The sequence below is a fragment of the Micromonospora sp. A200 genome, assembly GCF_029893845.1.
GTDB classification, from domain to species: domain Bacteria; phylum Actinomycetota; class Actinomycetes; order Mycobacteriales; family Micromonosporaceae; genus Micromonospora; species Micromonospora purpureochromogenes.
Window position 1 is genome coordinate 106,831 of sequence record NZ_JARXXY010000008.1, and the last position, 23,850, is coordinate 130,680.

30 protein-coding genes are annotated in these 23,850 nt (G+C 74.9%); 11 read left to right on the forward strand and 19 right to left on the reverse strand.

Annotated elements, in window-relative coordinates; translation table 11 throughout:
- The first annotated feature begins 190 nt into the window (after positions 1-190).
- Positions 191-586 carry a VOC family protein gene (locus M2302_RS10105; RefSeq protein WP_280837645.1) on the forward strand — a complete coding sequence of 132 codons (396 nt, stop codon included), beginning with the start codon at positions 191-193 and terminating at the stop codon, positions 584-586.
- A 72-nt stretch (positions 587-658) separates the two neighbouring features.
- Here M2302_RS10105 and M2302_RS10110 read toward each other — a convergent pair whose 3' ends face one another.
- Positions 659-1,339, reverse strand: coding sequence for a helix-turn-helix domain-containing protein (locus M2302_RS10110; protein ID WP_280837646.1), 681 nt, complete (start codon positions 1,337-1,339; stop codon positions 659-661).
- 37 nt (positions 1,340-1,376) lie between these two features.
- Between M2302_RS10110 and M2302_RS10115 the strand changes: the two genes are divergently transcribed.
- Positions 1,377-2,228, forward strand: coding sequence for an arginase family protein (locus M2302_RS10115; protein ID WP_280837647.1), 852 nt, complete (start codon positions 1,377-1,379; stop codon positions 2,226-2,228).
- Between the two features lie 101 nt (positions 2,229-2,329).
- Here M2302_RS10115 and M2302_RS10120 read toward each other — a convergent pair whose 3' ends face one another.
- The 3 genes from M2302_RS10120 to M2302_RS10130 all read right to left on the reverse strand — a co-directional run bounded on the left by M2302_RS10120 (position 2,330) and on the right by M2302_RS10130 (position 5,081).
- The gene (locus M2302_RS10120; protein ID WP_280837648.1) at positions 2,330-3,832 is read right to left on the reverse strand and encodes a HAMP domain-containing sensor histidine kinase; all 1,503 of its coding nucleotides are present in this window, start codon (positions 3,830-3,832) and stop codon (positions 2,330-2,332) included.
- Positions 3,810-4,550: a response regulator transcription factor gene (locus tag M2302_RS10125; RefSeq protein ID WP_280837745.1), complete on the reverse strand. Its 741-nt coding sequence runs from the start codon at positions 4,548-4,550 to the stop codon at positions 3,810-3,812. Before M2302_RS10125 ends, M2302_RS10120 begins: the two co-directional genes overlap by 23 nt.
- Positions 4,551-4,847: 297 nt before the next feature.
- Complete coding sequence (locus M2302_RS10130) at positions 4,848-5,081, reverse strand: hypothetical protein (RefSeq protein ID WP_210777775.1); 234 nt, start codon at positions 5,079-5,081, stop codon at positions 4,848-4,850.
- A gap of 229 nt (positions 5,082-5,310) precedes the next feature.
- Between M2302_RS10130 and M2302_RS10135 the strand changes: the two genes are divergently transcribed.
- Both M2302_RS10135 and M2302_RS10140 read left to right on the forward strand, forming a co-directional pair.
- Entirely contained in the window at positions 5,311-6,261 is a 951-nt protein-coding gene (locus tag M2302_RS10135) for a serine/threonine-protein kinase (RefSeq protein WP_280837649.1), read from the forward strand.
- A 59-nt stretch (positions 6,262-6,320) separates the two neighbouring features.
- Positions 6,321-6,743, forward strand: a complete 423-nt coding sequence (locus M2302_RS10140) for an OsmC family protein (RefSeq protein ID WP_280837650.1) — start codon at positions 6,321-6,323, stop codon at positions 6,741-6,743.
- Position 6,744: 1 nt separating this feature from the next.
- On the opposite strand, the gene M2302_RS10145 is transcribed toward M2302_RS10140, so the two are convergent.
- Positions 6,745-7,695, reverse strand: a complete 951-nt coding sequence (locus M2302_RS10145) for an endonuclease/exonuclease/phosphatase family protein (protein ID WP_280837651.1) — start codon at positions 7,693-7,695, stop codon at positions 6,745-6,747.
- A 329-nt stretch (positions 7,696-8,024) separates the two neighbouring features.
- Here M2302_RS10145 and M2302_RS10150 point away from each other — a divergent pair, with 329 nt between their 5' ends.
- A complete protein-coding gene (locus M2302_RS10150; protein WP_280837652.1) occupies positions 8,025-8,876 on the forward strand; it encodes a hypothetical protein in 852 nt (283 codons plus the stop codon).
- A gap of 15 nt (positions 8,877-8,891) precedes the next feature.
- Here M2302_RS10150 and M2302_RS10155 read toward each other — a convergent pair whose 3' ends face one another.
- From M2302_RS10155 to M2302_RS10180, 6 genes are all read right to left on the reverse strand, one after another.
- Positions 8,892-9,440, reverse strand: a complete 549-nt coding sequence (locus tag M2302_RS10155; RefSeq protein ID WP_280837653.1) for an ATPase — start codon at positions 9,438-9,440, stop codon at positions 8,892-8,894.
- A gap of 133 nt (positions 9,441-9,573) precedes the next feature.
- On the reverse strand, positions 9,574-10,020 hold the full coding sequence (locus tag M2302_RS10160) for a response regulator (RefSeq protein ID WP_154937697.1): 447 nt from the start codon (positions 10,018-10,020) through the stop codon (positions 9,574-9,576).
- A gap of 59 nt (positions 10,021-10,079) precedes the next feature.
- On the reverse strand, positions 10,080-10,394 hold the full coding sequence (locus M2302_RS10165) for an STAS domain-containing protein (RefSeq protein WP_280837654.1): 315 nt from the start codon (positions 10,392-10,394) through the stop codon (positions 10,080-10,082).
- Positions 10,395-10,514: 120 nt separating this feature from the next.
- Positions 10,515-10,670, reverse strand: a complete 156-nt coding sequence (locus tag M2302_RS10170) for a hypothetical protein (RefSeq protein ID WP_280837655.1) — start codon at positions 10,668-10,670, stop codon at positions 10,515-10,517.
- Positions 10,671-10,673: 3 nt separating this feature from the next.
- Positions 10,674-11,564 carry a cobalamin-dependent protein gene (locus tag M2302_RS10175; protein WP_280837656.1) on the reverse strand — a complete coding sequence of 297 codons (891 nt, stop codon included), beginning with the start codon at positions 11,562-11,564 and terminating at the stop codon, positions 10,674-10,676.
- On the reverse strand, positions 11,561-13,327 hold the full coding sequence (locus M2302_RS10180) for a PP2C family protein-serine/threonine phosphatase (protein ID WP_280837657.1): 1,767 nt from the start codon (positions 13,325-13,327) through the stop codon (positions 11,561-11,563). Before M2302_RS10180 ends, M2302_RS10175 begins: the two co-directional genes overlap by 4 nt.
- A gap of 219 nt (positions 13,328-13,546) precedes the next feature.
- Between M2302_RS10180 and M2302_RS10185 the strand changes: the two genes are divergently transcribed.
- Both M2302_RS10185 and M2302_RS10190 read left to right on the forward strand, forming a co-directional pair.
- Positions 13,547-13,945: an STAS domain-containing protein gene (locus tag M2302_RS10185; RefSeq protein ID WP_280837658.1), complete on the forward strand. Its 399-nt coding sequence runs from the start codon at positions 13,547-13,549 to the stop codon at positions 13,943-13,945.
- A 42-nt stretch (positions 13,946-13,987) separates the two neighbouring features.
- The gene (locus M2302_RS10190; protein ID WP_280837659.1) at positions 13,988-14,338 is read left to right on the forward strand and encodes an STAS domain-containing protein; all 351 of its coding nucleotides are present in this window, start codon (positions 13,988-13,990) and stop codon (positions 14,336-14,338) included.
- Between the two features lie 66 nt (positions 14,339-14,404).
- On the opposite strand, the gene M2302_RS10195 is transcribed toward M2302_RS10190, so the two are convergent.
- Positions 14,405-14,719 carry a hypothetical protein gene (locus tag M2302_RS10195; protein ID WP_280837660.1) on the reverse strand — a complete coding sequence of 105 codons (315 nt, stop codon included), beginning with the start codon at positions 14,717-14,719 and terminating at the stop codon, positions 14,405-14,407.
- Positions 14,720-14,904: 185 nt separating this feature from the next.
- Between M2302_RS10195 and M2302_RS10200 the strand changes: the two genes are divergently transcribed.
- The 3 genes from M2302_RS10200 (at position 14,905) to M2302_RS10210 (ending at position 17,930) form a co-directional block, all read left to right on the forward strand.
- Positions 14,905-15,879 carry a DUF2267 domain-containing protein gene (locus tag M2302_RS10200; protein WP_280837661.1) on the forward strand — a complete coding sequence of 325 codons (975 nt, stop codon included), beginning with the start codon at positions 14,905-14,907 and terminating at the stop codon, positions 15,877-15,879.
- Positions 15,880-16,031: 152 nt separating this feature from the next.
- Positions 16,032-16,838 carry a fused MFS/spermidine synthase gene (locus M2302_RS10205; RefSeq protein WP_280837662.1) on the forward strand — a complete coding sequence of 269 codons (807 nt, stop codon included), beginning with the start codon at positions 16,032-16,034 and terminating at the stop codon, positions 16,836-16,838.
- Between the two features lie 9 nt (positions 16,839-16,847).
- Positions 16,848-17,930: an AI-2E family transporter gene (locus tag M2302_RS10210; RefSeq protein WP_280837663.1), complete on the forward strand. Its 1,083-nt coding sequence runs from the start codon at positions 16,848-16,850 to the stop codon at positions 17,928-17,930.
- A gap of 21 nt (positions 17,931-17,951) precedes the next feature.
- Here M2302_RS10210 and M2302_RS10215 read toward each other — a convergent pair whose 3' ends face one another.
- Together M2302_RS10215 and M2302_RS10220 are read right to left on the reverse strand one after the other, a co-directional pair.
- Complete coding sequence (locus M2302_RS10215) at positions 17,952-19,250, reverse strand: NAD(P)/FAD-dependent oxidoreductase (protein ID WP_280837664.1); 1,299 nt, start codon at positions 19,248-19,250, stop codon at positions 17,952-17,954.
- Between the two features lie 110 nt (positions 19,251-19,360).
- A complete protein-coding gene (locus M2302_RS10220) occupies positions 19,361-19,627 on the reverse strand; it encodes a hypothetical protein (protein WP_280837665.1) in 267 nt (88 codons plus the stop codon).
- 227 nt (positions 19,628-19,854) lie between these two features.
- Here M2302_RS10220 and M2302_RS10225 point away from each other — a divergent pair, with 227 nt between their 5' ends.
- Positions 19,855-20,370 (forward strand): hypothetical protein, encoded by a 516-nt coding sequence (locus M2302_RS10225; protein ID WP_280837666.1) that lies wholly within the window; start codon positions 19,855-19,857, stop codon positions 20,368-20,370.
- Between the two features lie 74 nt (positions 20,371-20,444).
- Here M2302_RS10225 and M2302_RS10230 read toward each other — a convergent pair whose 3' ends face one another.
- The 5 genes from M2302_RS10230 to M2302_RS10250 all read right to left on the reverse strand — a co-directional run bounded on the left by M2302_RS10230 (position 20,445) and on the right by M2302_RS10250 (position 23,782).
- Positions 20,445-20,966 carry a GNAT family protein gene (locus M2302_RS10230; RefSeq protein WP_280837667.1) on the reverse strand — a complete coding sequence of 174 codons (522 nt, stop codon included), beginning with the start codon at positions 20,964-20,966 and terminating at the stop codon, positions 20,445-20,447.
- 83 nt (positions 20,967-21,049) lie between these two features.
- A complete protein-coding gene (locus M2302_RS10235) occupies positions 21,050-21,343 on the reverse strand; it encodes a DUF6510 family protein (protein ID WP_280837668.1) in 294 nt (97 codons plus the stop codon).
- Positions 21,344-21,360: 17 nt separating this feature from the next.
- Positions 21,361-22,095, reverse strand: coding sequence for a ferredoxin reductase (locus M2302_RS10240; protein ID WP_280837669.1), 735 nt, complete (start codon positions 22,093-22,095; stop codon positions 21,361-21,363).
- Positions 22,092-22,682, reverse strand: a complete 591-nt coding sequence (locus M2302_RS10245; RefSeq protein ID WP_280837746.1) for a sulfite oxidase-like oxidoreductase — start codon at positions 22,680-22,682, stop codon at positions 22,092-22,094. The genes M2302_RS10240 and M2302_RS10245 overlap by 4 nt, the downstream gene beginning before the upstream one ends.
- A gap of 80 nt (positions 22,683-22,762) precedes the next feature.
- Positions 22,763-23,782, reverse strand: a complete 1,020-nt coding sequence (locus M2302_RS10250) for a TerC/Alx family metal homeostasis membrane protein (protein WP_280837670.1) — start codon at positions 23,780-23,782, stop codon at positions 22,763-22,765.
- Positions 23,783-23,850 lie beyond the last annotated feature (68 nt).

The window sequence follows — 23,850 nt, forward strand, 5'->3', positions numbered from 1 at the left end:
GCTCCCTTCCCTCGCCCTCGTGTGGGCCGGCGCTGCGGGCACGCCGGGATGCGGCTTTTCCACCCATAAGGCCGGACTTGTTCCTTGGTCACGGTACGCCGCCGGGGGCGGTCGTGCGGCCCACACCGACCACTGCGACCCGTCCGTTCCGTTCAAGACCCCGACCCCGCTGCGGGCCTAGCGTGTCGCCATGGCACTTCACCTGGATCTGGTCGGCATGGCCGTCGCCGACATGGCCCGTAGTCTCGACTTCTACCGGCGGCTGGGACTGGCCATCCCGCCCGAGGCCGACGCGGAGGACCACGTGGAGGTCACCCTCCCCGGGGGCCTGCGGCTGGCCTGGGACGCCGTGACGATGGTCCGCACCTTCCACCCGGGATGGACGCCGCCGACCGGCAGCCCCCGGGTCAACCTCGCCTTCCGCTGCGCCGACCCGGCCGAGGTGGACCGCTACTGGGCGGAGCTGACCGGCGCCGGCTTCCACGGCGAGCTGCCGCCCTGGGACGCCTTCTGGGGCCAGCGGTACGCCGTGCTGCACGACCCGGACGGCAACGGCGTCGACCTGTACGCCCCGCTGCCCGGCTGACCGTCCCCGCTGGGGGACCGGTCCCGCGGCCGGGTCAGCCCTGCACGACCGTACAGACCACCGCCGGGCGGGTCAGCTCCGCAGCAGGGTCGTCGGGGGGACGCCGGCCAGCTCGCGCACGTCGCGGGTGAGGTGCGCCTGGTCGGCGTACCCGCTGCGCGCGGCCACCTCGGCCAGCCCGACGCCGGCGCGGGCCAGCGCGAGGGCGCGGCGCATCCGCAGGATGCGGGCGAGGGTCTTCGGGCCGTACCCGAAGAGGGCCTGGCTGCGCCGGTGCAGAACGCGCGGGCCGAGGCCGACCTCGGCGGCGGCCCCGGTGACGGTGGCGCCGGCGGCGAGCAGGGCGGCGACCCGCGCGCCGAGCGGGTCGGGACCGCCAGCGGCGGCCAGCCGGGCGGCGGCGACCGCCTCCAGCGCGGCCCCGGTCGGCCGGTCCCCCAGCCGCTCGGCGACCTCGGCCGCCGCGCGGCCCCAGAGCGCGTCGAGCGGCACCCGACGGTCCCGCAGCTCGTCGGCGGGGACGCCGAAGACCGCGGGGCCGGCGCCCGGCGGCAGCCGCAGCCCCAGCCACCGCTCCCCCGGCGTTGCGACGCTCAGGTACGCGGTGCGGTCCGGCCCGGCCACCAGCAGGCCGGACCGGCTGGACCAGAGCAGGTCGAGGCAACCGTCCGGCAGCACCCGGGTGCCCGTGCCCTCGCTGACGGCTGCCCACAGCACGGCGCCCCGCAGAGTCGCCCGACGTTCCCGGTACATCGCACCCAGCCTGCCACGCCGGGGCTAACCTGCGCGTGTGCGATGGACGGTGCTGGACGCGGCGCTGGACTCCTCCGGCCGGAGCCGGGGTGAGGAGCGCGGCCCCGGCGCGCTGCGGGCCGCCGGCCTGCTGGCCGCGCTGGGCGCCGACGACGGCGGAGCGGTCGACGCCCGGATCGACGACGCCACGCGGGACCCGGCGACCGGGCTGATCGGGGCGGAGCAGGTCCGCCGCGCCGGTCGGGCGATCGCCGCGCAGGTGGCGGCGGTCCGCGCCGCCGGGCGGCACCCGCTGGTCCTGGGCGGGGACTGCACCCTCCTGCTCGGCGTCTTTCTCGCCCTGCCGCCCGGCAGCGGGCTGTGGTTCCTGGACGGTCACCCGGACTTCTACGACGGGTTCGGCTCGCCGACCGGGGAGGGCGCGGACATGGAGCTGTCCATCCTCACCGGCCACGGGCCGGACCTCTTCGACCGGGCAGCGCCGCTGGTGGCGCCGGAGCTGGTCCGGCTGGTCGGCCACCGCCCGCCGGGCGACGAGGAGGCCCGCCGGGAGGCCGACCGGGTGGACCCGCGGATCCCCCAGCTGCCGGCGGCGGATCTGCGGCGCCGAGGAGCCGGGGCGGTCGGCCGCGAGCTGGCCGCGGAGGGCGGCGGGCCGGCCTGGCTGCACCTGGACGTCGACGTGCTCGACCCGCGGGTGTTGCCGGCCGTGACGTACCCCGAGCCCGACGGCCTGGACTGGGCCGACCTGCTCGCGCTGACCACGCCGCTGGTGCGCTCCGGACGCCTGCTGGGGATGAGCGTCGCCGACCTCGATGCCGACGGGGACCCCGACGGGCGGTACGCGCGCCGCCTCGTCGAGGTCCTCGCCGCCGCCCTCAATCCCTGACCCCGGGCGCGGGCCGGCGGTGGTGCATGGCCAGGCGCAGCAGCAGGACTATCCATGCCGGCAAGCCTGGGGAGGCCGGTTGGCCCGGCCCCGTGACCGGGCTATGCGTCGGCTGTGGAAGCCGGCAGCAGCACCCGGAAGACGGTGTGACCCGGCCGGCTCTCCACCTCGACGGACCCGTGGTGCGCCTCCACCACCGCCGCCACGATGGCCAGGCCGAGGCCGGTGCTGCCGTGCTCCCGCGACCGGGAGCTGTCGCCGCGGGCGAACCGTTCGAAGACCTCGCCCTGCAGCTCGGGGGGGATGCCGGGCCCGTCGTCGGCGACGCTGAGCTGCACGCCGCCGGGGGTACGGGCCAGCCGGGTGGTCACCGTGGTGCCGGGCGGGGTGTGCACCCGGGCGTTGGCCAGCAGGTTCGCCACCACCTGGTGCAGCCGGACGGCGTCGCCCGGCACGTCGAGCACCTCGTCGGGCAGGTCGAGCTGCCAGCGGTGCTCCGGCCCGGCGACGTGCGCGTCGCTGACCGCGTCGACGATCAGCGCGGTCAGGTCGACCGGCTCCGCCGCCAGCGGCCGGCCGGAGTCCAGCCGGGCCAGCAGCAGCAGGTCGTCGACGAGGCTGGTCATCCGGGTGCTGGCCGACTCCACCCGGCGCAGCGCGTGCGCCACGTCCGGCGGCACCCGGTCCCGCCCGCGCCGGGCCACCTCGGCGTAGCCGCGGATCGCGGCCAGCGGCGTACGCAGCTCGTGGCTGGCGTCGGCGACGAACTGGCGTACCCGGGTCTCGCTGGCCTGCCGCGCCGCGAGCGCGGCGGCGACGTGCCCCAGCATCCGGTTCAGCGCCGCTCCCACCTGCCCGACCTCGGTACGCGGGTCGGTGTCGCTCTCGGGCACCCGCACCGACAGGGCCACCTCGCCCCGGTCCAGTGGCAGCTCGGTGACCCGGGCGGCGGTGGCGGCGACCCGGTTCAGCGGGCGCAGCGTGGCCCGCACGATCAGCGCGCCCAGGGCGCCGGCGACCAGCAGGCCGGCGGCGGCGACGCCCGCCTGGGCGGCGATCATCCACCAGACGGTCTCCTGCACCCCCGCCAGCGGGACGGCGAAGACCAGCACGTCGCCGTCGGGCGCCTGCCGGGCCACCGCCCGGTAGTCGCCCCGCCCGCCCAGGTCGACGCTGCGCGGCCGCCCGTCGGTCGGGATCCGGGTCAGCGCCGACACGTCGGCGGCCGGGAGGGCCTCCGTCGGCCCGGAGCTGCTGCGGATCCGCGCGGACGTGACACCGCCGTCGACGACCTTGACCGCGATCGAGTCGGGTGGAAAGCCGGGCGGCGGCTCGGGCGCCCGCTGGTCGTTCGCCCGCTGCCGCTCGGCGAACTGCCGGTACCAGGGCGGGAGCCCCTGCTGCCGGCGGTCGTCGGCGGTGAGCTGGTTGTCGACCTGGCCGACCAGGAAGTGCCGCAGCGCCACCGTGGTCAGACCGCCGATGGCGATGCTGACCAGGGCGAGCAGCGCCACCACCGCGGCGACCAGCCGGGTCCGCAGGGACCGCCCGGCCAGCCAGGAGCGCAGCCGGCCGCCGGGGTCACTCCGCGGGCTTGAGGACATACCCCGCGCCGCGCAGCGTGTGGATCATCGGCGCCCGGCCGGCGTCGATCTTCTTCCGCAGGTACGAGATGTAGAGCTCCACGACGTTGGCCTGCCCGCCGAAGTCGTAGCTCCAGACCCGATCCAGGATCTGCGCCTTGCTCAGCACCCGCCGCGGGTTGCGCATCAGGTAGCGCAGCAGCTCGAACTCGGTGGCGGTCAGGGTGATCAGCTCGCCGCCCCGGCGCACCTCGTGGCTGTCCTCGTCGAGGCTGAGGTCGCCGACGGTGAGCACGGCGTCCTCGCGGGCGGCCACGGCGAAGCCGGAGCGGCGCAGCAGCGCGCGCAGCCGGGCGATGACCTCCTCCAGGCTGAACGGCTTGGTGACGTAGTCGTCGCCGCCGACGGTCAGCCCGGCGATCCGCTCCTCGACGGCGTCGCGGGCGGTCAGGAAGAGCACCGGCACGGTCGGGGTCTGCTCGCGCAGCCGGCGCAGCACCTGGAAGCCGTCCAGGTCGGGCAGCATCACGTCGAGGACCACGGCGTCCGGCTGGAACTGCCGGGCCGTGCTCAGCGCGGCCATCCCGTTGCCGGCGCTGCGCACCTGCCAGCCCTCGTAGCGCAGCGCCATCGACAGCAGGTCGGTCAGGGTCGGCTCGTCGTCGACCACCAGGACCCGGACCGGCTCGCCGTCGGGCCGACGGAGTTCGATCCGCTGCTGCGCTGCCTGCCCGTCCATCACCATGCCCCCATCGTGGGCACCGTGCCTGGCGCTGTCCTGTGCGCATCCTGTGCGTGGGCTGTGCGCGCCGACACGGGTCGGCTCGACCGTACCGGGCCGGGCAACGTCGCGCCGGGCGAAGCGGCGGTGACGTGGCCGCGCCGGACGCGACCCGGGCGGCGATGCTCGCGATCGCCGGGCTGGTGCGGGGATCCGCCGGGCCGGACTGGTTGGCGGGTCAGGGCGTCGCGGTGTGGCCCACGCCCCGCACACCGGCCCCGTTGGTCGGCGACCGCCCGGCGCGCCGGTGACCGGTCACTCGCTCGCCCCCACCGGATAGGTGCGCACGAACCGCATCGTCCAGACCCCGCTGCCGTCGGGCCGGTCCCGCGCGTAGAGGTGGTCCGGACCGCCGCCACCCGGCGGCGGCTCGGCGTCGGGGTGCCGCATGATCCACCGCTCCGGCGGCTCGCCGCCCGGATCGGCGGGCACCTCCCGGACCACGTCGTGGGCCGGCCCGCCGACGAAGCGCACGGTCACCTCGCCCATCCGCGTCCCCTCCGTCCCGTCGGCGCACCGGGTCGGTGCCGAGCAAGCGTCGCGGCCGGTACGCCGGACGCCGGACCCCCTGGCTGGCAAGCTACCGCACCGGCGGTGGCCACGAGCCCGCTCCGGGCCGACCCGCCCACGGGTTTGCCCTGCTGGGAGCGCGGGTACCGGCTCCCGAAGGAGCGCAGTCACACCGGGCAGGCGGCACGAAACAGGCAGGAGCTGGTCGATGAGGACGCTGGCCGGGCGGTACCAGCTCGCACAGCGCATCGGCCTGGGCGGGATGTCCGAGGTGTGGCGCGCGCACGACCTGGTGCTGGACCGGCCGGTCGCGGTGAAGCTGATGTCCCCCGAGCAGCAGGGCGAAGAGACCTCCGTCGAGCGGATCCGCGCCGAGGCGCGCAACGCCGCCCGGCTGGTGCACCCCAACGTGGCGAGCGTGCACGACTTCGGCACCTCGACCACGCTGCCCGGCCGCGAGGCGCCGTACATCGTGATGGAACTGGCCGAGGGCGAGACGCTCGCCGCGCACCTGCGCGCCGGGCCGCTGGACTGGCGGATCGCGGTCCGGGTCTGCGCGGAGGTGGCGGCCGCGCTGGCCGCCGCGCACGCGCACGGCATCGTGCACCGCGACGTGAAGCCGGCCAACGTCATGCTCACCCCGTCCGGGGTGAAGGTCCTCGACTTCGGCATCGCCACCCCGGCCGGCGCGCCCGACCACAGCCCGGACGGCATGGTGGTGGGCACCCCGGCGTACCTGGCCCCGGAGCAGTTCGACCGGAAGCCGGCGACCCCGGCGGCCGACATGTACGCCCTCGGCGTGCTCCTCTACTACTGCCTCACCGGCCGCCTGCCGTACGCGGCGGGGACGACCGCCACCCAGCTGGTCGGTGCCCGCCGACGCGTGGCGGCGGAGCCGCTGCCGCCGATCGAGGGGCTGCCGCCGGAGGTGGCCGAGCTGTGCCGCCAGTGCCTCGCCGACGACCCGACCCGCCGGCCGACCAGCCTGATGGCCGCGCTGCTGCTGGCCGAGGTGGTGGACGCCCGGGTGTACGTGCCGATGCTGGCGTCGGTGCCCCGGCCCCGTCCCGCCCCGGTCTCCGAGTGGACCGAGCGCGCCGCGACGGAGGCGACCGAGGCGGTCGCTCTCGACGACTGGTCCCGCACCGGGTCGGCCTGACCGGCGTTTCACCCGATCGAGTCCGGGAACCCGGGCCGGTGACTGACGGGAGGAACGCGATGCCGGATCCCAGTTCCTGGCTGAACGAGGCCACCGCGACCGCCTCGGGCGGCCACGTACGCACGGACGACGGCGGCTGGTCCACGGCGCTGGCGTCCCCGCTCGCGCCGCACTGCACGGGCCTGACGCCGGAGCAGCTGCTGGCCGCCGCGTTCGCGTCCTGCCTGCACCACGCGGCGGTGGAGGCGGCCGGCGAGATCACCGACGAGGCGCACACCCTGCAGGTGACCGCCGAGGCGAAGCTGGGCCGCGACGACGACGGCCGCTACCGGGCGGACGTGCACGCCTCCATCTCGTCGGTGGGCCTGACCCGCGAGCAGCTGGCCGACCTGGTCGAGTACGCCGACCGGATCTGGCCCTTCTCCAGCGGCGACGCCAGCCGGCACCGGTTGACCGTGACGCCCGCCGACGGGCGGCGCTGAGTCACCAGCGGAAGCCGGCGGTCACCGCCCGGTGGTCGGAGTCCGGCGTGCGCAGCACGTCGGCCGTGGTGGGCGTGAGGCCGCGGTAGAGCACGTGGTCGGGTCGGGTGACCGGCACCGACGAGGGCCAGGTGAAGCCGAAGCCGCGGCCGGCGTCGGCCTGGGCGTCGCCCAGCAGGCGGGTCAGCGGGTCGAAGACCCGGTCGGTGGTGGCGGTGTTCAGGTCCCCGAGCACCAGCAGCCGGTCGGCGCGGTCGGCGCGCACCGCCCCGGCCAGGGTGCGGACGCTCTCGTCCCGGGTGGCGGTGTCGCCGGCCCGGGCCGATCCGAGGTGCACCACGTAGACCGTGAGGTCGCCCCGCGGGGTGGCGACGACGGCCCGCAGCGCGCGGGTCCAGCCCAGCCCGGTGTCCACCCCGGCGGAGTCCCGGATCGGGTAGCGGCTCCACAGCGCGACGGTGGAGACCGACGCGCGGTGCGGGTAGCGCTGCCGCAGGTCGGCGGCGAGCCGGCCGGCGTCGTCGACCTCCTGGAGCGCGATGAGGTCGACCCCGGCCTCGGCGAGCGGGGCGACCGTGCCGGCGGGGTCGGGATTGCCCGCGCGCAGGTTCTGGCTGGCCACCCGGATGCCGGCCGGACCGCTGCCGGCGGCCGGTGGCAGCCAGACGCCGGCGTACATCAGCGCCCAGACCGCCGCCGGGAGCGCGACGGCCACCAGCGCCCGCCGGGAGCGGCGCAGCAGCGCGGCCAGGGCCAGCACCGGCACCCCGAGGCCGAGCAGCGGCGTCGCGCTGTCGAGCAGGCTGCCCAGGCCGCGCACGTTGGGCACCGCGCGGTGGCCGGCCAGCACCGCCGCCAGCAGCACGGCGAGCAGCATCAGGACGAGTCCGCGCCGGTCACCGGGGCGGTGCGCGGCACCGCTGACGGGCTCGTCGATCATGCTGTCGGTCACCGTCCGAATCGTACCGAGCCGCCGCCGGGGCGGCGGCGACAACACCTCGACCGCCGGCGACCTGGGCTTCCGCCGCGCGGTGGGCCGGCGGATCGGCGGTACGGCCGGCAGCCGTCGCCCGAACGGAGGAGGGCCGCCGCTCGGGCCCGCGCGGTCGGATCGCGCCGGATTCCTCCGGTTGTTTCCGACATCAAGGATAAGTAGGACTGGCGAGTTCGGCGCGGTTCCTGACCGACCGCCGGTAATGCCCAGTCGGATCATCGCAAATTGTGGCGCATGCCACCAATGACCCCGATGGCAAGCGGCGGTGGGCTCTCTAGCCTCGGCGGGTGCCTGCCGACGACTCCCCCCAGCAGCAGCCGCCCGGAACCCGACCGCATACCCGTACGGTCGATGCCGCATCGGGCGAACGGCGGATCGGCCGACACCGCGCCCCGGAGCCACCCCGACGCGGAGCGCGGGCCGTACTGGCCTCCACCCCGGCCCGAGTGGCCCTGGCCGGGGGCGTGACCTGCTGCCTCGGGTTGGTGGCGTTCGCCGGCGCGCACGACCCCGCCCCGCGCGGGAACCCGGTCAGCGAGGTGCTGGCGGACCGGGCCGAGGCCGCCGACCGCGCCTCCCGATCGCTGGACCGGGGCGCCTCACCGATCGCCGTCCCGGTCACGCCGATCCCCACGGCCAGCCCCAGCCCGTCGGCCACCCGGCAGGCCACGCCGAAGCCGAAGAAGCCGACCAAGCCCCGGCGGCCCCGGCCGGTCGCCGGCCTCACCCAGGCGCAGATGGACAACGCCAAGGTGATCGTGGACGTCGGCGTGCAGCTGCAGGTGCCCCGGCGCGGCCTGGTCGTCGCCATCGCCACCGCGATGCAGGAGAGCAACCTCTACAACCTGGCCAGCGACGTCCTCCCCGAGTCGTACGACTATCCGCACCAGGGCAGCGGCTCCGACCACGACTCGGTCGGATTGTTCCAGCAGCGCCCGAGCAGCGGGTGGGGCACGGTGGCCCAGCTGATGCGTCCCGCGTACGCGGCCCGGGCGTTCTACACGGCGCTGGCCGAGGTGCCCGGCTGGCGGGAGATGAGCGTGACCGCCGCCGCCCAGGCCGTGCAGGTCTCGGCGTTCCCCGACGCGTACGCCCGGCACGAGCAGCGGGCGACCACGGTGGTGGCGGCACTGACCTGAGCCGAGTCGGCGCGCTCAGGCCACCCGGGTGCCCGGCTCGGGCCGCTGCGCCGACACCTCGGGCGCGCCGGCGGCCGCCCGGGTCGCGGGCACACCACTCGTGGACGCGGCGGCGGTGGGCGTGTCGGCCGGCACCGCGTCGCCCACCATCCCGGCGAGGAGCTGGTCCACCCGGGCCTCCCGACGCCGCCGCTCGTGCAGCGCCGCCTCGAACTCGCGGCGGGCCTGCACCGCCTCGGCGTACACCCGCTCGCGGAGCTGCCGGGCCTCCTCGCGCGCGGCGTCGAGCTCGCCGCGGGCCCGTGCCAGGATCTCGGCGGCCTCCCGCTCGACCGCCGAGGCGGCACGGCGGGCCGCCGCCGCGGTGTCGTCCGTCGGCGAACCCTGGCGGTCGACCAGGCCGCGCAGCAGGGTCGCCTCCTGCCGGATCTGGTCCCACTCCCGACCCGCGCCGGCGGCGACCTCCGCCCGCGCCGCGAGCCGGGTCAACCGGACTCCCAGCTCGTCGAGGCAGGAATCGACCTGCCGCTGGTCGTAGCCGGTCTCAACGACGGAGAACCTCATACTGTCGCCCCCCAGGCAGCTGGTACGTCTTTCCCCAGGTTCGATCCTCGCGGCTGCCGCCCGGCGCCGAGGATGTTCGGGAAAAATGTTCAGCAACTGAGCGCCGGCCCGGGGCGGGGGCCAGCGGGGCCGGTCAGGAACGCTTGGGGAGCACGACCACCCGACCGAAGAACTCGTCGATGCGGCGGACCACGTCGTTGAAGTCGTCCAGGTCGATCGGCTTGGTCACGTACGCGTTGGCCTGCAGCGTGTAGCTGCCGACGATGTCGGTGTCCGCGTTCGAGGTGGTGAGCACCACGATCGGGATGGTCCGCAGGTCCTCGTCCTGCTTGACCTCGCCGAGCACTTGACGGCCGTCCATCCGGGGCATGTTCAGGTCGAGCAGGATCACGTCCGGGCGGCGGGCCTCGGTGTGCCGGCCCTCGCGGCGGAGGAACTCCATCGCCTCCTGGCCGTCGCTGACCACGTCGATGACCTTCTCGATCTCGGAGTCCTCCAGGGCCTCCTCGATCATCAGCACGTCACCCGGGTCGTCGTCGACGACGAGGATGCGGACGGGGTTCGCGGCGCCTTGGCCCATGGTGTACCTGTCTCATCTCGGGCGATGGGGACCGCACGGTCACCCGCTGGCGGGGAAATCTAGCCGATCAGGCGTCCGTCCTGCGACGCCGGGTCCGCCATGTCCGGTTGGTACGCCAACACGTCCGCGAGCCCGGTGACCTGGAGCACCCGGTCCACCCGGCCGCTGGCCCCGGTCAGCCGCAACCACCCGCCGTCGGCGGCGGCCCGGTTGTCCCCCCGGACGAACGCGGCGATGCCGGTGGAATCGCAGAAGGTCAGCTCCGCGAGGTCGAGCAGCAGGTGCCGGGCGCCGTCGGCGGCCAGCCGGTCGATCGTCTCGTTGAGCTGACCGACGGTGCTCATGTCCAGCTCGCCGACGAGCCGCAGGAACACACCACCACCAGCCCGCGGGCTGTGCGTGACGGTGAACGTCAACGTCGTCCCTCTCGCTCGCACCGCAGGCCAACCCTTGCAGTGGAGCAAGTATACGCAGGGTGCCCGGCACCGCCGCGATCAGCGCCGGGCGGCGTCGCCGGGCGCGGAGAGGACCCTCTCCCCCAGCGCCAGGAACCGCGCCGCGCGGGGAAAGTCACGCAGTTCCCGGTGGTAGTGGCCGAGGGTCAGCCCGACCGCGCCGGCCGGCACCCCACGGCTGGTCAGGATCTCCACCAGCTAGCCGACGAAGTCGGTGAAGAGCGAGCTGTCGTCGACGTACAGCGCCGCTGCCAGGAAATCCACGATGTACCCGAGGTCGCTGATCGTGGAGTCGAGCTGGGCGGGGGTGTAGTCGTGGACCGACGGCACCCGCTCGCGCAGGTCGGCCAGCGCGGAATCGATCAGCTCACCGCGCCGCTTCACCAGGCTGGCGTACTCGTCGTCGGCGAGGTGCGGCAGCTCGGCCGGGGGGATCCGGCGCAGCGCCCGCTCGTCGGCGACCAGGTCGGCCGCGCTCGGCGCGTCCGGCGCCCAGGCGACACCGAGGGTGCGGGCCCAGCGGCCGTCGTCGCCGAAGCCGCGCCCGCCCACCACCACCGGCACGTCCGACCGGCGGCAGGCCTCGATCATCCGGTACGCGTACGGCAGCCGCATCGGCAGCGCGCAGGCCAGGGCGACCGCGTGCGCGTCGTGCCGGTGCAGGTACGACACCAGGTGCGCGGCGGGCACGCTCGCCCCGAGGAAGGTCACCTGCCAGCCGCGCAGGCGCAGCACCTCGGCCACCAGCCGGGGCGGCAGGGCGTGCCACTCGCCGTCCATGCAGGCCACCACCACCCGCCCCCGGGTCGGGCGCGGGTTGGCCTGCGCCGCCACGGCGGCCACCACCCGCTCGCTGATGTGGGTCGCCGCGTGCTCCTGGGCGACGCTCCACTCGTTGCGCGCCCACCGCTCCCCCACCTCGGACTGCGCGGGCGCGACCAGGTCGAGCAGCACCCGCTCGGCCGGCACCCCGGCGTCGAGCAGCCGGACCGCCACCTCGATGGCGCCGTACTCGTCCGCCTCCTCCAGCGCGTCCAGGAACTCGGGGTACGCCTGGGCCGGATCGGCCTGGGTGGTGGGGGCGGTCACGAACGGCTCTTCCTCTCCTCCCTGGGCCGGCCCACCTCGGGTACGGCGTGCAGGTGCCGCGGCGGACGCCCGCCGGGGCCGGTGGCGCGCAGCGCCAGCACCGCGATGTCGTCGTGGTCGCCCTGGGCCAGCCAGTCGCAGGTGACCTGCTCGACCCGCTCGGCCAGCGCCGGCGCCGGCACCCGGTGGCAGCCGGTCACCGCGGTCACCAGCCGGTCCTGGCCGAACTGCTCGTCGCCGCGCCGGCCGCCGCGCGCCTCGGTCACCCCGTCGCTGTAGAGCAGGCAGGTCTCGCCCGGGGCGAGCCGGACGGTCACCTCGCCGATGCGCGGGTCCGGCACCACGCCGATGAGCATGCCGCTCAGCGGCACCGTCTCGACCTCACCGCACGCGCGCAGCACCAGCGGCGGCAGGTGGCCGCCACCGGCCATGGTCAGGGTGAGGCCGCCGTCGCGGTGCGGGCGGACGACGCCGAGCACCATGGTGGCGAACCGCCCCTGGCCGTGCGCCTGGGTGGTCTCCAGCAGCGCGTCGTTGAGCAGCTTCAGCAACCGGCCGGGGTGCGACTCGACCCGGTGCAGCGCCTGCAGGCACTGGCGCAGCTGGCCGGTGAAGACGGCCGCCTCCACCCCTTTGCCGGAGACGTCGCCGAGGAAGAACACCGAGCCACCGTCGGGGAGCCGGTGCGAGCCGTAGAAGTCGCCGCCGATGCGCAGGCTCGCCTGCGCCGGCCGGTACGCCGTGCCCCACTGCACCCCGGCGACGGTCACCGGCTCGACCGGCAACAGGCTGGCCTGGAGCGTGTCGGCCACCTCGGCCTGGTCGCGGTAGAGCACCGCCGTGGTCAGCGCGGCACCGGCCCGCGCGGCGAAGGCGCGGACCAGCTCGAGGTCGTCCTCGTCGTACCAGCGGGTGGCGCGGCGGGCGACCAGCAGCACGCCGGCCGGCGCGTCCGGGCCCGGCAGCGGGACCACCCGGGCGGCGACCTCACGGGCCTCCAGCCCTGGCAGCCAGCCGGCCTCCACCGCCTGCTCGACCAGCCAGTCGACCGCGTGCGGCTCGGCGCCGCAGAGCCCCTCGGCGATCGCCGTCGGCAGGGCGGTGGCGGACAACATGCCGCTGTCCACGGCCGCCGACTCGTCCTCACCCCGGGTCGCCCGCCACCAGCGGGCCCGACCGGCCCGGGGCGCGAGCACCAGGACGGCGACCTCGGCCAGGGTGGGCACGGTCAGCCGCACCACGGCGGCGGCGGCCCGGTCGGGATGCAACGGATTGCCGAGTTTCTCGCCGACGACCGCCAGGAACGCGGAGCGGGCCCGCTCGGCGAGCAGCGCGTCGGCACGGCTGACGCTGTCGGTGACGTCCTCGACGTAGTGACAGCTGCGGGCCCCGGAGAGCGGCACCTGGCGGACCCGCAGTCGGCGGCCGCGGTGGCCGAACTCGCCGGCGTGACCGGTGGTGAGCGCGGCCACGCCGGCGGCGGCCAGCGCCCGGCCGGGGACCACCTCGGGCAGCAGCCGCTCGGCGACGGGACTGAGATGCCGCACCACGCCGTCGGCGTCGCAGACGATCAGACCCTCGCGGAAGTGCTCGACCACCTCCGACCAGTCCGGCTCGGGGTGGCCACGGTCGGGCGAGAGCGGTGGCAGCGCCGACCCGGGTCGGCCGGCGACGTCGGACGACCGCGCCGGAGCCCGGGCGGCACTCGGCGTGGGGATCCGTCCGTCGCCCGGGTCCGAGCCCCTGACGTCGGCGGCAGTCACCAGCTGAGCCCCACTCCTCGTGTCGACACCCACGGTCCAGCGGAAACAGCGGGTATGTTCCAATCTCTGCGCCCCACCCTACGCGGGTGCGCCGGTACCGCCACCCCACTGCCGGGGCGCGGCCCCGATCCGCACCTGCGGGCGGAGCCGGACGGGTGTTGTTGCGATCCGGCAGAAGCACCTGCCCGACCGGCAGCCCTCGCGGAAAGGCGTGATCGAGTGCCGCACGGGAGGAAACCCGAGGCCACCCCGCTGAGCCTGGCCGTCGACCACTCCGATCCGGCGGCTCCCGTCATCTGCGTCGGCGGTGACCTCGCCTTCACCACGTCGGGGCCGTTGCGCGCCGAGGTCGACCGGGCTCTCGCCGAGCGTCCCCCGGTCCTCGTGCTGGACTTCGCCGACCTGCTCTTCATCGACAGCACCGGACTGTCCGTGATCGTCCACGCGTGGCGCGAGGGGCAGCAGGTCGGTACGGCCATCCGGCTGGGCTCCACCCCGCGTTTCCTGGACACCATCCTCGACATGACCGGCGTCACCGGTCTGCTGGCCCGGCCGCTGCCCACCGCCCGGACCGAGCCCGCCGCGGCCGATCTGCCCGGCCGGACCGCCTCCGCCTGAGCCCCGGCGTTCCCGATCGCGCGAAGCTGGGAACATGGGCGCATGCCCAGTCAGCTGTTGTCCATCGAGGTGACCCGGCTCGACGCCGGGGGCGCCCGGCTACGGCTGACCGGTGACCTCGACTTCGACAGCGCGCCGGAGCTGATCGCCGCGGCCGCCCAGGCCCGCGCCGACGGCCACCGGGAGCTGCTGATCGACGTCGCCGGCGTCGCCCTCTGCGACTCCTCCGGGCTCAGCGCCTTCGTGGTGATCGGCCGCGGCGACGCCGGGCCGGTCCGGCTGACCGGCGTCAACCCGCAGCTTCAGCACCTGCTGGACCGCACCGGGCTCGCCGAACTGCTGGCGGTGGAGCACCCGCCCGCCGTCGGCGACGAGGTGCGCGAGGCGGGCTGAGGGAGCCGTCCCGGGTCGGGGTGGCCCCCGACCCTGGGACCAGGGGTCGGGGGCCGGGAGGATGGTCTAGGTGGCCACGGCCGGTTGCAGGCGCGGCCCGTCCGCGCGCAGGTCGGTCGGGGACGGTGGTTCGGCGTCCTCCGGTGGACCGGAATCGGGCGTCTGGAACAGGTACCGGACAAAGTCCCCACCGACCTCGTTGACGTCCGATCCGGGCCACTGGCCGGCGCAGTCCATGCCCACCACCTCGCGGCCGGAACCGTCGGTCTCCTCGACCAGTGCCCACAGGCTCACCGGGTAGCAGCGGGTGGCCTCCGGGCCGACCTGCCACCGGGAGTACCAGCCGGGTCGGGCGGGGACGATCTCGACGATCCTCTTCATGACGACCTTCCCTTCCGCGTTCCTCGGAAGACCTCCGGTCCGCCCCGATCGTGCGGCCCGGACGGGTGAGCGTCCCTCACCCCCGGCGAGTGAACCCGCCGACCGGGTTCGGCCCGTTACCTTCCGCCGCGCGGTGGGAACGCGACGGCGGACGAGGCGAACCCCGACAGGAGCGAGGTGCCACCATGCGCAAGCAGATGGAGGGCGACAACCAGCGCCGCCGGGCCCTGGCCCGCGACGCGCGTCGGCAGGGTCTACAGCCGAGCGAGACCGGCACCAGCCTGAGCGCGTCGAAGCAGATCACCAGCCTGGACCGGGGTCGACGGTCCGGTCCCCCGCCGGCCGGCCGGCACAAGCCGGACAGCACCCGGGGCGGGCCGGCGCCCCCGCCGATGGCGGTGGCCACCGCGACCCGGCCCCTGCCCGACTCGGGGCAGGACAGCCGCGTGCAGCCGATGGGCTACCGCGAACTGGTCGATGAGGTCAGCCGGCGCGCGGGGGTGGACTTCCGCACCGCCAAGGTGGGCGCCGAGGCCACGGTGCTGGCGCTGGCCTGGGCACTGGACGAGGCCGAGCGGGAACGGCTGCTCGAGGCGGTGCCGGTGAAGTTGCACGACGTGGTGCCGGTGGACGGCATCGAGCGGCACCAGGACCTGCCGGGCTTCCTGGCGGAGGTGGGCCGGATCAGCGGGCGCACGCCGGAACAGGCCCGCTACCAGGCGGAGGCGACCCTGGCCGCGCTGGCCGACCACGACGGCGACCTGATCGAGTCGCTGGACGTGCCGGACGGGCTGCGTGACCTGCTCACGCCGCCGGAACCCGGCGGTGGCTTGGTCGGCGCGCGCAGCGCCGCCGCACCGCTGACCGAGGCGGAGCTGCGGGACGCCCTGGCGGACCTGCCCTACTGGTCCAGCGACCGCCAGTCGCTGGTGCGGACCATCGAGCTGCCCCCGGGCAACCTGGACCGGGTGCTCGACCTGCTCGACCAGCTCCGCGTGGACATCGGCCGCGGACCGCAGATCGGTCGCCCCGATCCGGACAACGCGGTGCTGACCGTCCGCAGCCGTAGCGCCGACGCGGTGACCGCCGCCGACGTGGACCTGGCCCACCGGATCGACGACGCGATCGAGGAGGCCGGCGCTGGCATGAACGCCGGCTGAGCCGGCCGGAGGCCGGGCCGGTGGGCGGTTGCGCCCGCCGGCCCGCGATCGTCCTTGATCGGGTAGCGACAACCGACACGACGCGCCGTCGCGAGTGACGGAGAACCTCACCCGACCATGGACCATGCCAGCACCACAGCTAGCGTGCCGGCATGGACAGCGAGGCGGACGACCGGCTGGAGCTGGTCGTCGACCCGGCCCGCCGGACCGGACGCACGCTGCTCGCCGGGGGCGTCGCCCAGTCGTACGTGGACGTCGCCGACCCCCGCCACCTGCACTTCGAGTACGTCCGGCGGATGGCGACCCTGGTCGACCTGGCCGCGCCGCCGGGGCTGCCCCGTGAGGTCCTGCACCTGGGCGGCGGCGCGCTGACCCTGCCCCGGTACGTGGCGGCCACCCGCCCCGGCTCCGCGCAACGGGTCGTCGAACGCGACGCCGCGGTGGTACGGCTGGTCGCCGAGGAGCTGCCGCCGGTCCCGCGGGCGGTGGTCGAGGTCGCCGACGCGCGGGACGCGGTCACCGGGTCGGCGGCGGACGCGTACGACCTGGTGCTGGCCGACATCTACCGGGCGGCGCGGATGCCGGGGCACGTCGCCGGCGTCGAGTTCGTCGCCGAGGTCGCCCGGACGCTACGTCCCGACGGTGTCTACCTGGTCAACGTCACGGATCTGCCGCCACTGGTCTTCACCCGGGTGCAGGTGGCCACCCTGCGTGCGGTCTTCGCCGACGTCTGCCTGGTCGCCGACCGACGGATGCTGCGCGGTCGCCGGTACGGCAACGTGGTGCTGGCCGCCGCGCACCGCCCCGGCCGACTCCCGGTGCGCCGGCTCGCCACCCGGGTGGCCGCCGACCCGGTGCCCGGCGGGGTGCTGCACGGGCCGGACCTCGACGCGTTCGTCGGCGGAGCCCGCCCGGCCACCGACGCCACCCTCGGGTTTCCCGGCCACCGGCCCGGGTAGCCGCGCCGGATGAGCACCGCCGACGACCGGTCCACCGCCCGCAGCGCACTGATCGTCATCGGCCTGGTGCTGGCCACGGCGCTCGGCCTGGCGCTGCTCTGGGCCACCCGGCGGATCCTCGTCTGGATCCTGGTCGCCGCGTTCTTCGCGGTGGCGCTCGCCCCGCTGGTCGACCTGCTGCAACGCCGGCTGGTGCGACGCCGGGCGCTGGCCACGCTGCTGGTCTTCCTCGCCGCCTTCGTCGTGCTGGCCGGGGTCGCCGCACTGATCCTGGTGCCGCTGCTGGACGAGTTGGCTCGCTTCGTCGACCGGGCCCCGGAGCTGCTGCGCGACACCCGCGCCGGACGCGGCCCCCTCGGCCAGTTCCTGGAACGCGTCGGGCTGCTCGGGTACGCCCGGCAGCACTCCGACCAGATCCAGCAGTACGGCGGGCAGCTGCGCCAGCCGGCGGTCGGGCTGGTCCGGGGCGTGGCGGAGACCGTCGCCGGCCTGCTGACGATCATCGTGCTGGCGTACCTGATGGTCCTGGAGGCTCCGCGGATCAGCCACAGTGTGCTCGGCCTGGTCGGGGACGGCCGGGCGCGGCGGCTGCAGCGGATCGGGCGAGAGAGCTCCCGCACCATCACCGGCTATCTCAGCGGGAACCTGCTGATCAGCCTGATCTGCGGCGTCCTGACGTACCTCGTGCTGCTCCTCACCGGGGTGCCGTTCGCTGCGGTGATCGCGCTGCTGGTCGCGGTCGCGGACCTGATCCCGCTGGTCGGGGCGGCCCTGGGCGCGATCGTCGCGGCGGGGGCCGCGTTCCTGCACTCCCCCACCGCAGGCGGGGTGGTGCTGGTCTTCTTCGTCGTCTACCAGCAGGTGGAGAACCACCTGCTGCAACCGGTCATCCTGGCCCGGGCGGTCCACCTCAACCCGCTGACCGTACTGGTCAGCGTGCTGCTCGCCGCCGAGCTGGCCGGGCTGGTCGGTGCGCTGCTGGCCATCCCGGCGGCCGGGATCGGGCAGATCCTGCTGCGGGAGTTCGTCCCCACCGGCGACCGCGAGCTGCCGGCTCCGACCGATCCGCGGGCCGGCCCGGCCGACCGCTGAGGTCGGCCGGGCGGGGGCGGGTCACCGGCGGACCGGCACCTCGGGCGACGAGCTCTCCAGCGGTACGGCGTGCGCCGGCACCAGCCCGAGCTGGGTGGCCGAGCGGGGCAGCGCGGCGTCGAGCACCCAGTCCGCCCCGACCCGCGTCCGGTTGCCGGGCATCGCCAGCAGGTGGTAGCCGCGGGTGACCGCCTTGGCCGGCAGCCCGGACAGGGAGACCTTCAGCGGGTTCGCCGCGGCGTCCTTGCCACCCAGGTCGACCACCCAGCCGAGGTCGTAGTGCTTGTACGGCTTGCGCCTGCCGTGGCCGTACGAGGCGGCGATGTTCAGCGCGGCGAGCTTGCCCTGCCGCTGCGCGTGCTGAGCGGTCATCGCACAGATCTGCCCCGCCCGGGTCAGGTCCGGCACGGCGGCGGCGTCGCCGCAGGCGTACACCTCGGGGAACCCGGGGACGCTGAGGTACTCGTCGACCACGAGCCGGCCCCGCTCGGTGCGCAGCCCCAGCTCGGCGACGAACGGGTCGGGGCGTACCCCGACGCACCAGACCAGCGTGCAGGTCGGCACGTACTCGCCGTCGGTGAGCTTCACCCCGTCGGCGGTTGCCTCGGCGACCGAGGTGCTCATCCGCACGTCGACGCCGCGCCGGCGCAGCACCCGGTCGGCCGTGTCGGACATCCGCTTGTCCAGCTCGGGCAGCACCCGGGGCGCCACGTCGAGCAGCATCCAGCGGGGCCGGACCTTGAGCCGGGGCCGCTGGCGGCGCAGCGCGTCGGTGAACAGCTGCCCGTGGGCGGCCACCTCCGTGCCGGTGTAACCGGCGCCGACCACCACGAACGTCGACCGGGCCCGCTGCTCGGCCGGGTCCTCGGCCTGCTCGGCCAGCTCGATCTGGCGGATCACGTGGTCGTGCAGGTAGACGGCCTCGGGCAGGCCGCGGAAGCCGTGCGCGTACTCGGTCACCCCGGGGATCGGCAGCAGCTTGTTGACGCTGCCCACGGCGAGCACCAGCCGGTCGTACGCGATCTTGCCCTGGTCGCCCTCGGGCTGGGTGAAGCCGACCCAGCGGTTCTGCAGGTCGACCCGGTCGGCCTCGCCGACGACGACCCGCACGCCGCGGAGGGTGCCGGTGAGCGGCACCGAGATCCGCCTCGGCTCCACGACCCCGGCCGCCACCTCGGGCAGCAGCGGCAGGTAGAGGAAGTAGTCGGTGGAGTTGAGCAGCACGATCTCGGCCCGGTCGCGCGCGATCCGGCTCAGCGTCTTCGCCGCGTGGTAACCGGCGAACCCGGCCCCCACGATCACCACACGAGGTTTCGTCATGCCCGCTCCCGTTCCCGTCGACCCGCCCGACAAACGTGCCGGCCGGGGCCGCGACCTGCGCGGCGGCAGCGCGGCCGGGGCCGCGACCGGCGGGCGGCAGCGCGGGTCGGTCAGGCGTCGTCGCTGAGCCGGACGTAGCCGCTGCGCCCCACCGCCTCGAATTCCCAGCACTGGCCGAAGGCGCGGATCCGCTCGCCGGCGATCCGTCCGATCTCCGGAGGAATGTCCGGATTCACCGACAGCCGCCCGTCGACCGGCTGGAGGTCCACATCACCCCGGACCAGCGCCAGCGGGGCGCCGGCCGCCCACGCCTGCGGGCTGCACGCGGTCGGGTACGGCACGGCGAAGAGCAGGCGCTCGCGGTCGAACCCGCTCATCGCCTCGGGCAGCCGGTAGCCGAACTGCTCGGCCGCCTCGATGAGGGCCAGGCAGATCCGGTTGGCCTCCTCGCGGTAGCCGTAGCGGACCAGGCCGAGGGCGGCCAGGGAGTTGTCGTGCGGCCAGACCGTGCCGAGGTGGTACCCCGAGCGCGTTGTAGAGCCGCTCCCCGTCGCGCCAGCTCGCCCGGTTCGTCAGCGACGTCGCCGAGAACGGCGCCACCGGGATGCGGGTGCGGGTGATCTACCGGCGGGACCGCTACCTGCGCGGCAGCGACCACATCTCGTTCCTGCGCGAGGGCTGGCCGGCCGGCCGGTTCACCGAGCCCAACGAGGACTTCGCCCACCAGCACCAGGACGTCCGGCTGGTCGACGGGGTGCAGTACGGGGACCTGCCGGAGTTCTGCGACTTCGACTACATCACCCGGGTGGCCCTGGTCAACGGCGCGGTGCTCTGGTCGCTCGCCCAGGCGCCGGGCACCCCGAAGGGCGCCACCGTCGTGACGACCAACCTCACCAACGACACCACCCTGCGCTGGCAGCGCGGCAACGAGCCGGACCTGGCCGGGTACGAGGTGGTGTGGCGGGAGACCACCGCCGCCGAGTGGCAGCGGGTGATCCCGGTCGGCGACGTCACCGAGGTGACCGTGGACCTGTCCAAGGACAACGTCTTCTTCGGCGTTCGGGCCGTCGACCGGGACGGCCACCGCAGCCCGGTGGCGTTCCCCCGGCCGGGGAGCTGACGACGTGCTGGTCGCCTTCACCTCGCGGATCTGAGCCCGGCTCACCGGTGCCCGCCGGCCACGACGGGCACCGGTCAGGCCGGGGCGGTGACCGCCCAACGCTCGTGGTCACGCCACGCCCCGTCGATGAAGAGGTAGTCCGGCGAGAAGCCCTCCAGCCGGAAGCCCAGCTTGCGGGCCACCCGCCTGGACGGCTCGTTGCCCGGCTGGATGTTCGCCTCGACCCGGTGCAGGCCCAACGTGTCGAAGGCGTGCGCCAGCACCAGCCCGATCCCGGCCGAGGCGTGCCCGGTCCCGCTGTAGGGCAGAAACGCGGCGTAGCCCAGGAAGCCGCCGCGCAGCGGACCCATGATGATGCCGCTGATGTTGACGTAGCCGGCGATCGCGCCGCCGGGCCGGTCGCAGATGAGGAAGCTCTGCTGGTCGCGACGGCGCGCCTTGGCCAGGTACGCGGCGAACTTCTCGGCGGTGTCGGGGGCGGTCAGCCAGGGGTGGTGCAGGTCGCGGCTGCGGCGGGCCGCGGCGACGAACTCGGCCTCGTCGGCGGGACGCGGGCGTCGGATGCCGACCGGGCCGGCGCTGCGCAGGTATCTCACGCCCGACGACTCTGGTCCCGACGGCAGGTCTTGTCCAACCGGAATCCGGGGTCCCGAGCCGAACGTGCCGACCGCCCCCGGCCTCAGCCCGGGCGGTGGTAGGTGGGCTCGGCCGGCATCGGCACCTCGAGGAAGGTGGCGCCCCGCAGGTCCAGCCAGGCCCGGTCGGGCGCCCGGACCAGCCGCAGGATCACCCCGGAGCAGACCGGGCAGCGGCCGACCAGCCCGGGCGCGTGGGAGAAGACGTGCAGCCCAGCCAGCGGGCCGAGCGAACCGCACGACTGGCAGCGTGAGGTCGCGGGGCTCAGGTCGACGGCGAACAACTCGCGCAGCGGACCGTCGAGCATGTTGCCGTCCAGGTAGGACATGTCGGTCATCGGGCCTCCTCGGGCGTTCACGCGGTGGGGCCGAACCGTTCCGTACGTACCCGCCGGCTCTGGTGACCCAGCCCCACCAGCAGGTCCGCCACGGTCTCCACGAAGCCGGTGGAGCCGCAGACGTAGCAGAGCGGTTCGAGGTCGGGCGGCCAGCCGTGGGTGTTCACGTCGGCCAGGCCGATCCGATGCGGCGCGCCCCGCCACCCGTCGGGCGCCTCCCGGGTGTAGACGTACGCCACGTCCAGCCCGTGGTCGTCGCGGGCCCGGGTGCGCAGCTCGTCGGCGTACAGGACGTCGGCCGGGGTACGGACGGAGTAGATCAGCCGGAACGGCGTCCGGCTGCCGGCGGCGCGCCGGGCCCGGACCATGGCCATCAGCGGCACCACCCCGGAGCCCCCGCCGACCAGCAGCACCGGCGCGGTCTCGTCGGGGCGCCAGACGAAGTAGCCGCCGAGCGGGCCGCGCACCTCGATCGGGTCGCCCTCGGCGTAGGTGTCGAGCAGGTACGGCGACACCTCGCCGTCGTCCACCCGCTGCACTGTCAGCGCGATCCGGTCGCCGTCGGCCGGCGCCGCCAGCGAGTACGACCGGGCCGCCTGGTAGCCGTCCTCGGCGGTCAGCCGGATGTCGACGTGCTGCCCGGCCACGTGCGCGGGCCAGCCCGGCGCCTCCAGGACCAGGGTGTGCGCGGACGGGGTCTCGACCCGACGTTCCACCAGCCGGGCCACCCGCCAGGAGAGCGGGGCGCTCAATCGCCGGCGTAGCGCTGCTCGCGCCACGGGTCGCCGTAGTCGTGGTATCCGGCGGTCTCCCAGAAGCCGGGGTGGTCGTCGACCAGCAGGCGGATGCCGCGCACCCACTTCGCCGACTTCCAGAAATAGAGGTGCGGCACGAGCAGCCGGGCCGGGCCGCCGTGCTCGGCCGGCAGCGGCCCGCCCTCGTACGTGTGCACCACCCAGGCCCGCCCGCCGCGCAGGTCGTCCAGGGGAAGGTTGGTGGTGTAGCCGCCGTAGGAGTGGGCCAGCGCGTACCGGGCGGTGGTGTCGACGCCGTCGAGCAGGGTGTCCAGCGAGACGCCCTGCCAACTGGTGCCGAGCTTGGTCCAGTGGGTGACGCAGTGGATGTCGACGGTCGGGTTCTCCTGCGGCAACCCGGCCATCTCGTCCCAGGTCCAGCGGAACTCGGTGCCGGTCTCGGTGCTGAGCACGAACTCCCAGGTGTCCACCGGCACCCGCGGCGTCGGACCCGCCGACAGCACCGGGAAGTCCTCCGTCAGGTACTGCCCAGGCGGCAGGGCCGGCCCGCTCGAGCGGCGCCGGCCCTGGAAGCCCGGTGACACGATTCCCACCCGTCAGTCGTACCACTGGCGGCGCCTCCGGCGGGGGCGTTCGGCCGTACCCCCCGCCCCGGCTGAGGGGGTCAGTGCCGCTCGGAGACGACCTCCGGCTCGCCGGGGACCTGGTCGCGGGTGGCGCGCAGGCTGGTGACGGTGACGACGATCAGCACGCCGATGATGACGCCGAGGGAGGCCAGCGTCGGGATCTCCGGTACGCCGGACCAGATGCCGTGCGCCCAGTGCAGGCCGAGCTTCACGCCGATGAAGGCGAGGATGATCGCCAGACCGTAGCTGAGGTGCACCAGCCGGCTCAGCGCGGCGTGCAGGACGAAGTAGAGCGCGCGCAGGCCGAGCAGGGCGAAGGCGTTGGTGGCGAAGACCAGGTACGGGTCCTCGGTGATGCCGTAGACGGCCGGCACCGAGTCGACGGCGAAGACGATGTCGGTGGCCAGCACCGCGACCACGACCAGGGCGAACGGGGTGAGCGCCCGGCGACCGTGCTGCCGGATGGTCATCCGGGTGCCGTGGTAGTCGTCGACCACCGGCATCACCTTGCGCAGCAGCCGGACCGACCGCATCTTGTTGATGTCGACCTCCTGCTCGTGCCCGGAGAGGGCGTCGCGCAGCAGCTTGATCGCGGTGACGATCAGGATGAGGCCGAAGAGCAGGAAGGCGAAGTCCAGGGTCTGCAGGGCGGCGGCGCCGAGGGCGATGAAGACCGCGCGCAGCACCAGCGCGCCGGCGATGCCGTAGAGCAGCACCCGCTGGGCCAGCGCCGCGGGCACCGCGAACGCGGCCAGCAGCAGCATGAAGACGAACAGGTTGTCGACCGAGAGGGACTTCTCGACCAGGTAACCGGTGAGGTACTCCACGCCCTGCTGGGAGCCGAACCGCGACCAGATCCAGGCGCCGAAGGCCAACGGCAGCGCGATGTAGAACGCCGACCAGCCCAACGCCTCCCGCATGGACACCTCGTGCGGGCGCCGGGTGACCAGGAAGTCCAGCACCAGCAGGACCAGCACGCCGACGATGGTGACCGCCCAGAGGGTGGGCGAGCCCACCGACGACAACTCGGCGGCAGACAGATACGACGATCCGGTCATGGGGCCTCCTCGAACACGGTGCCATGTTCGAGGTCTCCTTCACCCGCGCTTTCCCGGGCAACCACCCG

Bases quoted from the DNA above. Each gene is read 5' to 3' on its own strand.
- M2302_RS10105 (WP_280837645.1), top strand. From the start codon at position 191: ATGGCACTTCACCTGGATCTGGTCGGCATGGCCGTCGCCGACATGGCC.
- M2302_RS10110 (WP_280837646.1), bottom strand. From the start codon at position 1,339: ATGTACCGGGAACGTCGGGCGACTCTGCGGGGCGCCGTGCTGTGGGCA.
- M2302_RS10120 (WP_280837648.1), bottom strand. From the start codon at position 3,832: ATGTCCTCAAGCCCGCGGAGTGACCCCGGCGGCCGGCTGCGCTCCTGG.
- M2302_RS10125 (WP_280837745.1), bottom strand. From the start codon at position 4,550: ATGGACGGGCAGGCAGCGCAGCAGCGGATCGAACTCCGTCGGCCCGAC.
- M2302_RS10130 (WP_210777775.1), bottom strand. From the start codon at position 5,081: ATGGGCGAGGTGACCGTGCGCTTCGTCGGCGGGCCGGCCCACGACGTG.
- M2302_RS10135 (WP_280837649.1), top strand. From the start codon at position 5,311: ATGAGGACGCTGGCCGGGCGGTACCAGCTCGCACAGCGCATCGGCCTG.
- M2302_RS10140 (WP_280837650.1), top strand. From the start codon at position 6,321: ATGCCGGATCCCAGTTCCTGGCTGAACGAGGCCACCGCGACCGCCTCG.
- M2302_RS10155 (WP_280837653.1), bottom strand. From the start codon at position 9,440: ATGAGGTTCTCCGTCGTTGAGACCGGCTACGACCAGCGGCAGGTCGAT.
- M2302_RS10160 (WP_154937697.1), bottom strand. From the start codon at position 10,020: ATGGGCCAAGGCGCCGCGAACCCCGTCCGCATCCTCGTCGTCGACGAC.
- M2302_RS10190 (WP_280837659.1), top strand. From the start codon at position 13,988: ATGCCCAGTCAGCTGTTGTCCATCGAGGTGACCCGGCTCGACGCCGGG.
- M2302_RS10195 (WP_280837660.1), bottom strand. From the start codon at position 14,719: ATGAAGAGGATCGTCGAGATCGTCCCCGCCCGACCCGGCTGGTACTCC.
- M2302_RS10200 (WP_280837661.1), top strand. From the start codon at position 14,905: ATGCGCAAGCAGATGGAGGGCGACAACCAGCGCCGCCGGGCCCTGGCC.
- M2302_RS10205 (WP_280837662.1), top strand. From the start codon at position 16,032: ATGGACAGCGAGGCGGACGACCGGCTGGAGCTGGTCGTCGACCCGGCC.
- M2302_RS10210 (WP_280837663.1), top strand. From the start codon at position 16,848: ATGAGCACCGCCGACGACCGGTCCACCGCCCGCAGCGCACTGATCGTC.
- M2302_RS10215 (WP_280837664.1), bottom strand. From the start codon at position 19,250: ATGACGAAACCTCGTGTGGTGATCGTGGGGGCCGGGTTCGCCGGTTAC.
- M2302_RS10220 (WP_280837665.1), bottom strand. From the start codon at position 19,627: ATGAGCGGGTTCGACCGCGAGCGCCTGCTCTTCGCCGTGCCGTACCCG.
- M2302_RS10225 (WP_280837666.1), top strand. From the start codon at position 19,855: ATGCGGGTGCGGGTGATCTACCGGCGGGACCGCTACCTGCGCGGCAGC.
- M2302_RS10235 (WP_280837668.1), bottom strand. From the start codon at position 21,343: ATGACCGACATGTCCTACCTGGACGGCAACATGCTCGACGGTCCGCTG.
- M2302_RS10250 (WP_280837670.1), bottom strand. From the start codon at position 23,782: ATGACCGGATCGTCGTATCTGTCTGCCGCCGAGTTGTCGTCGGTGGGC.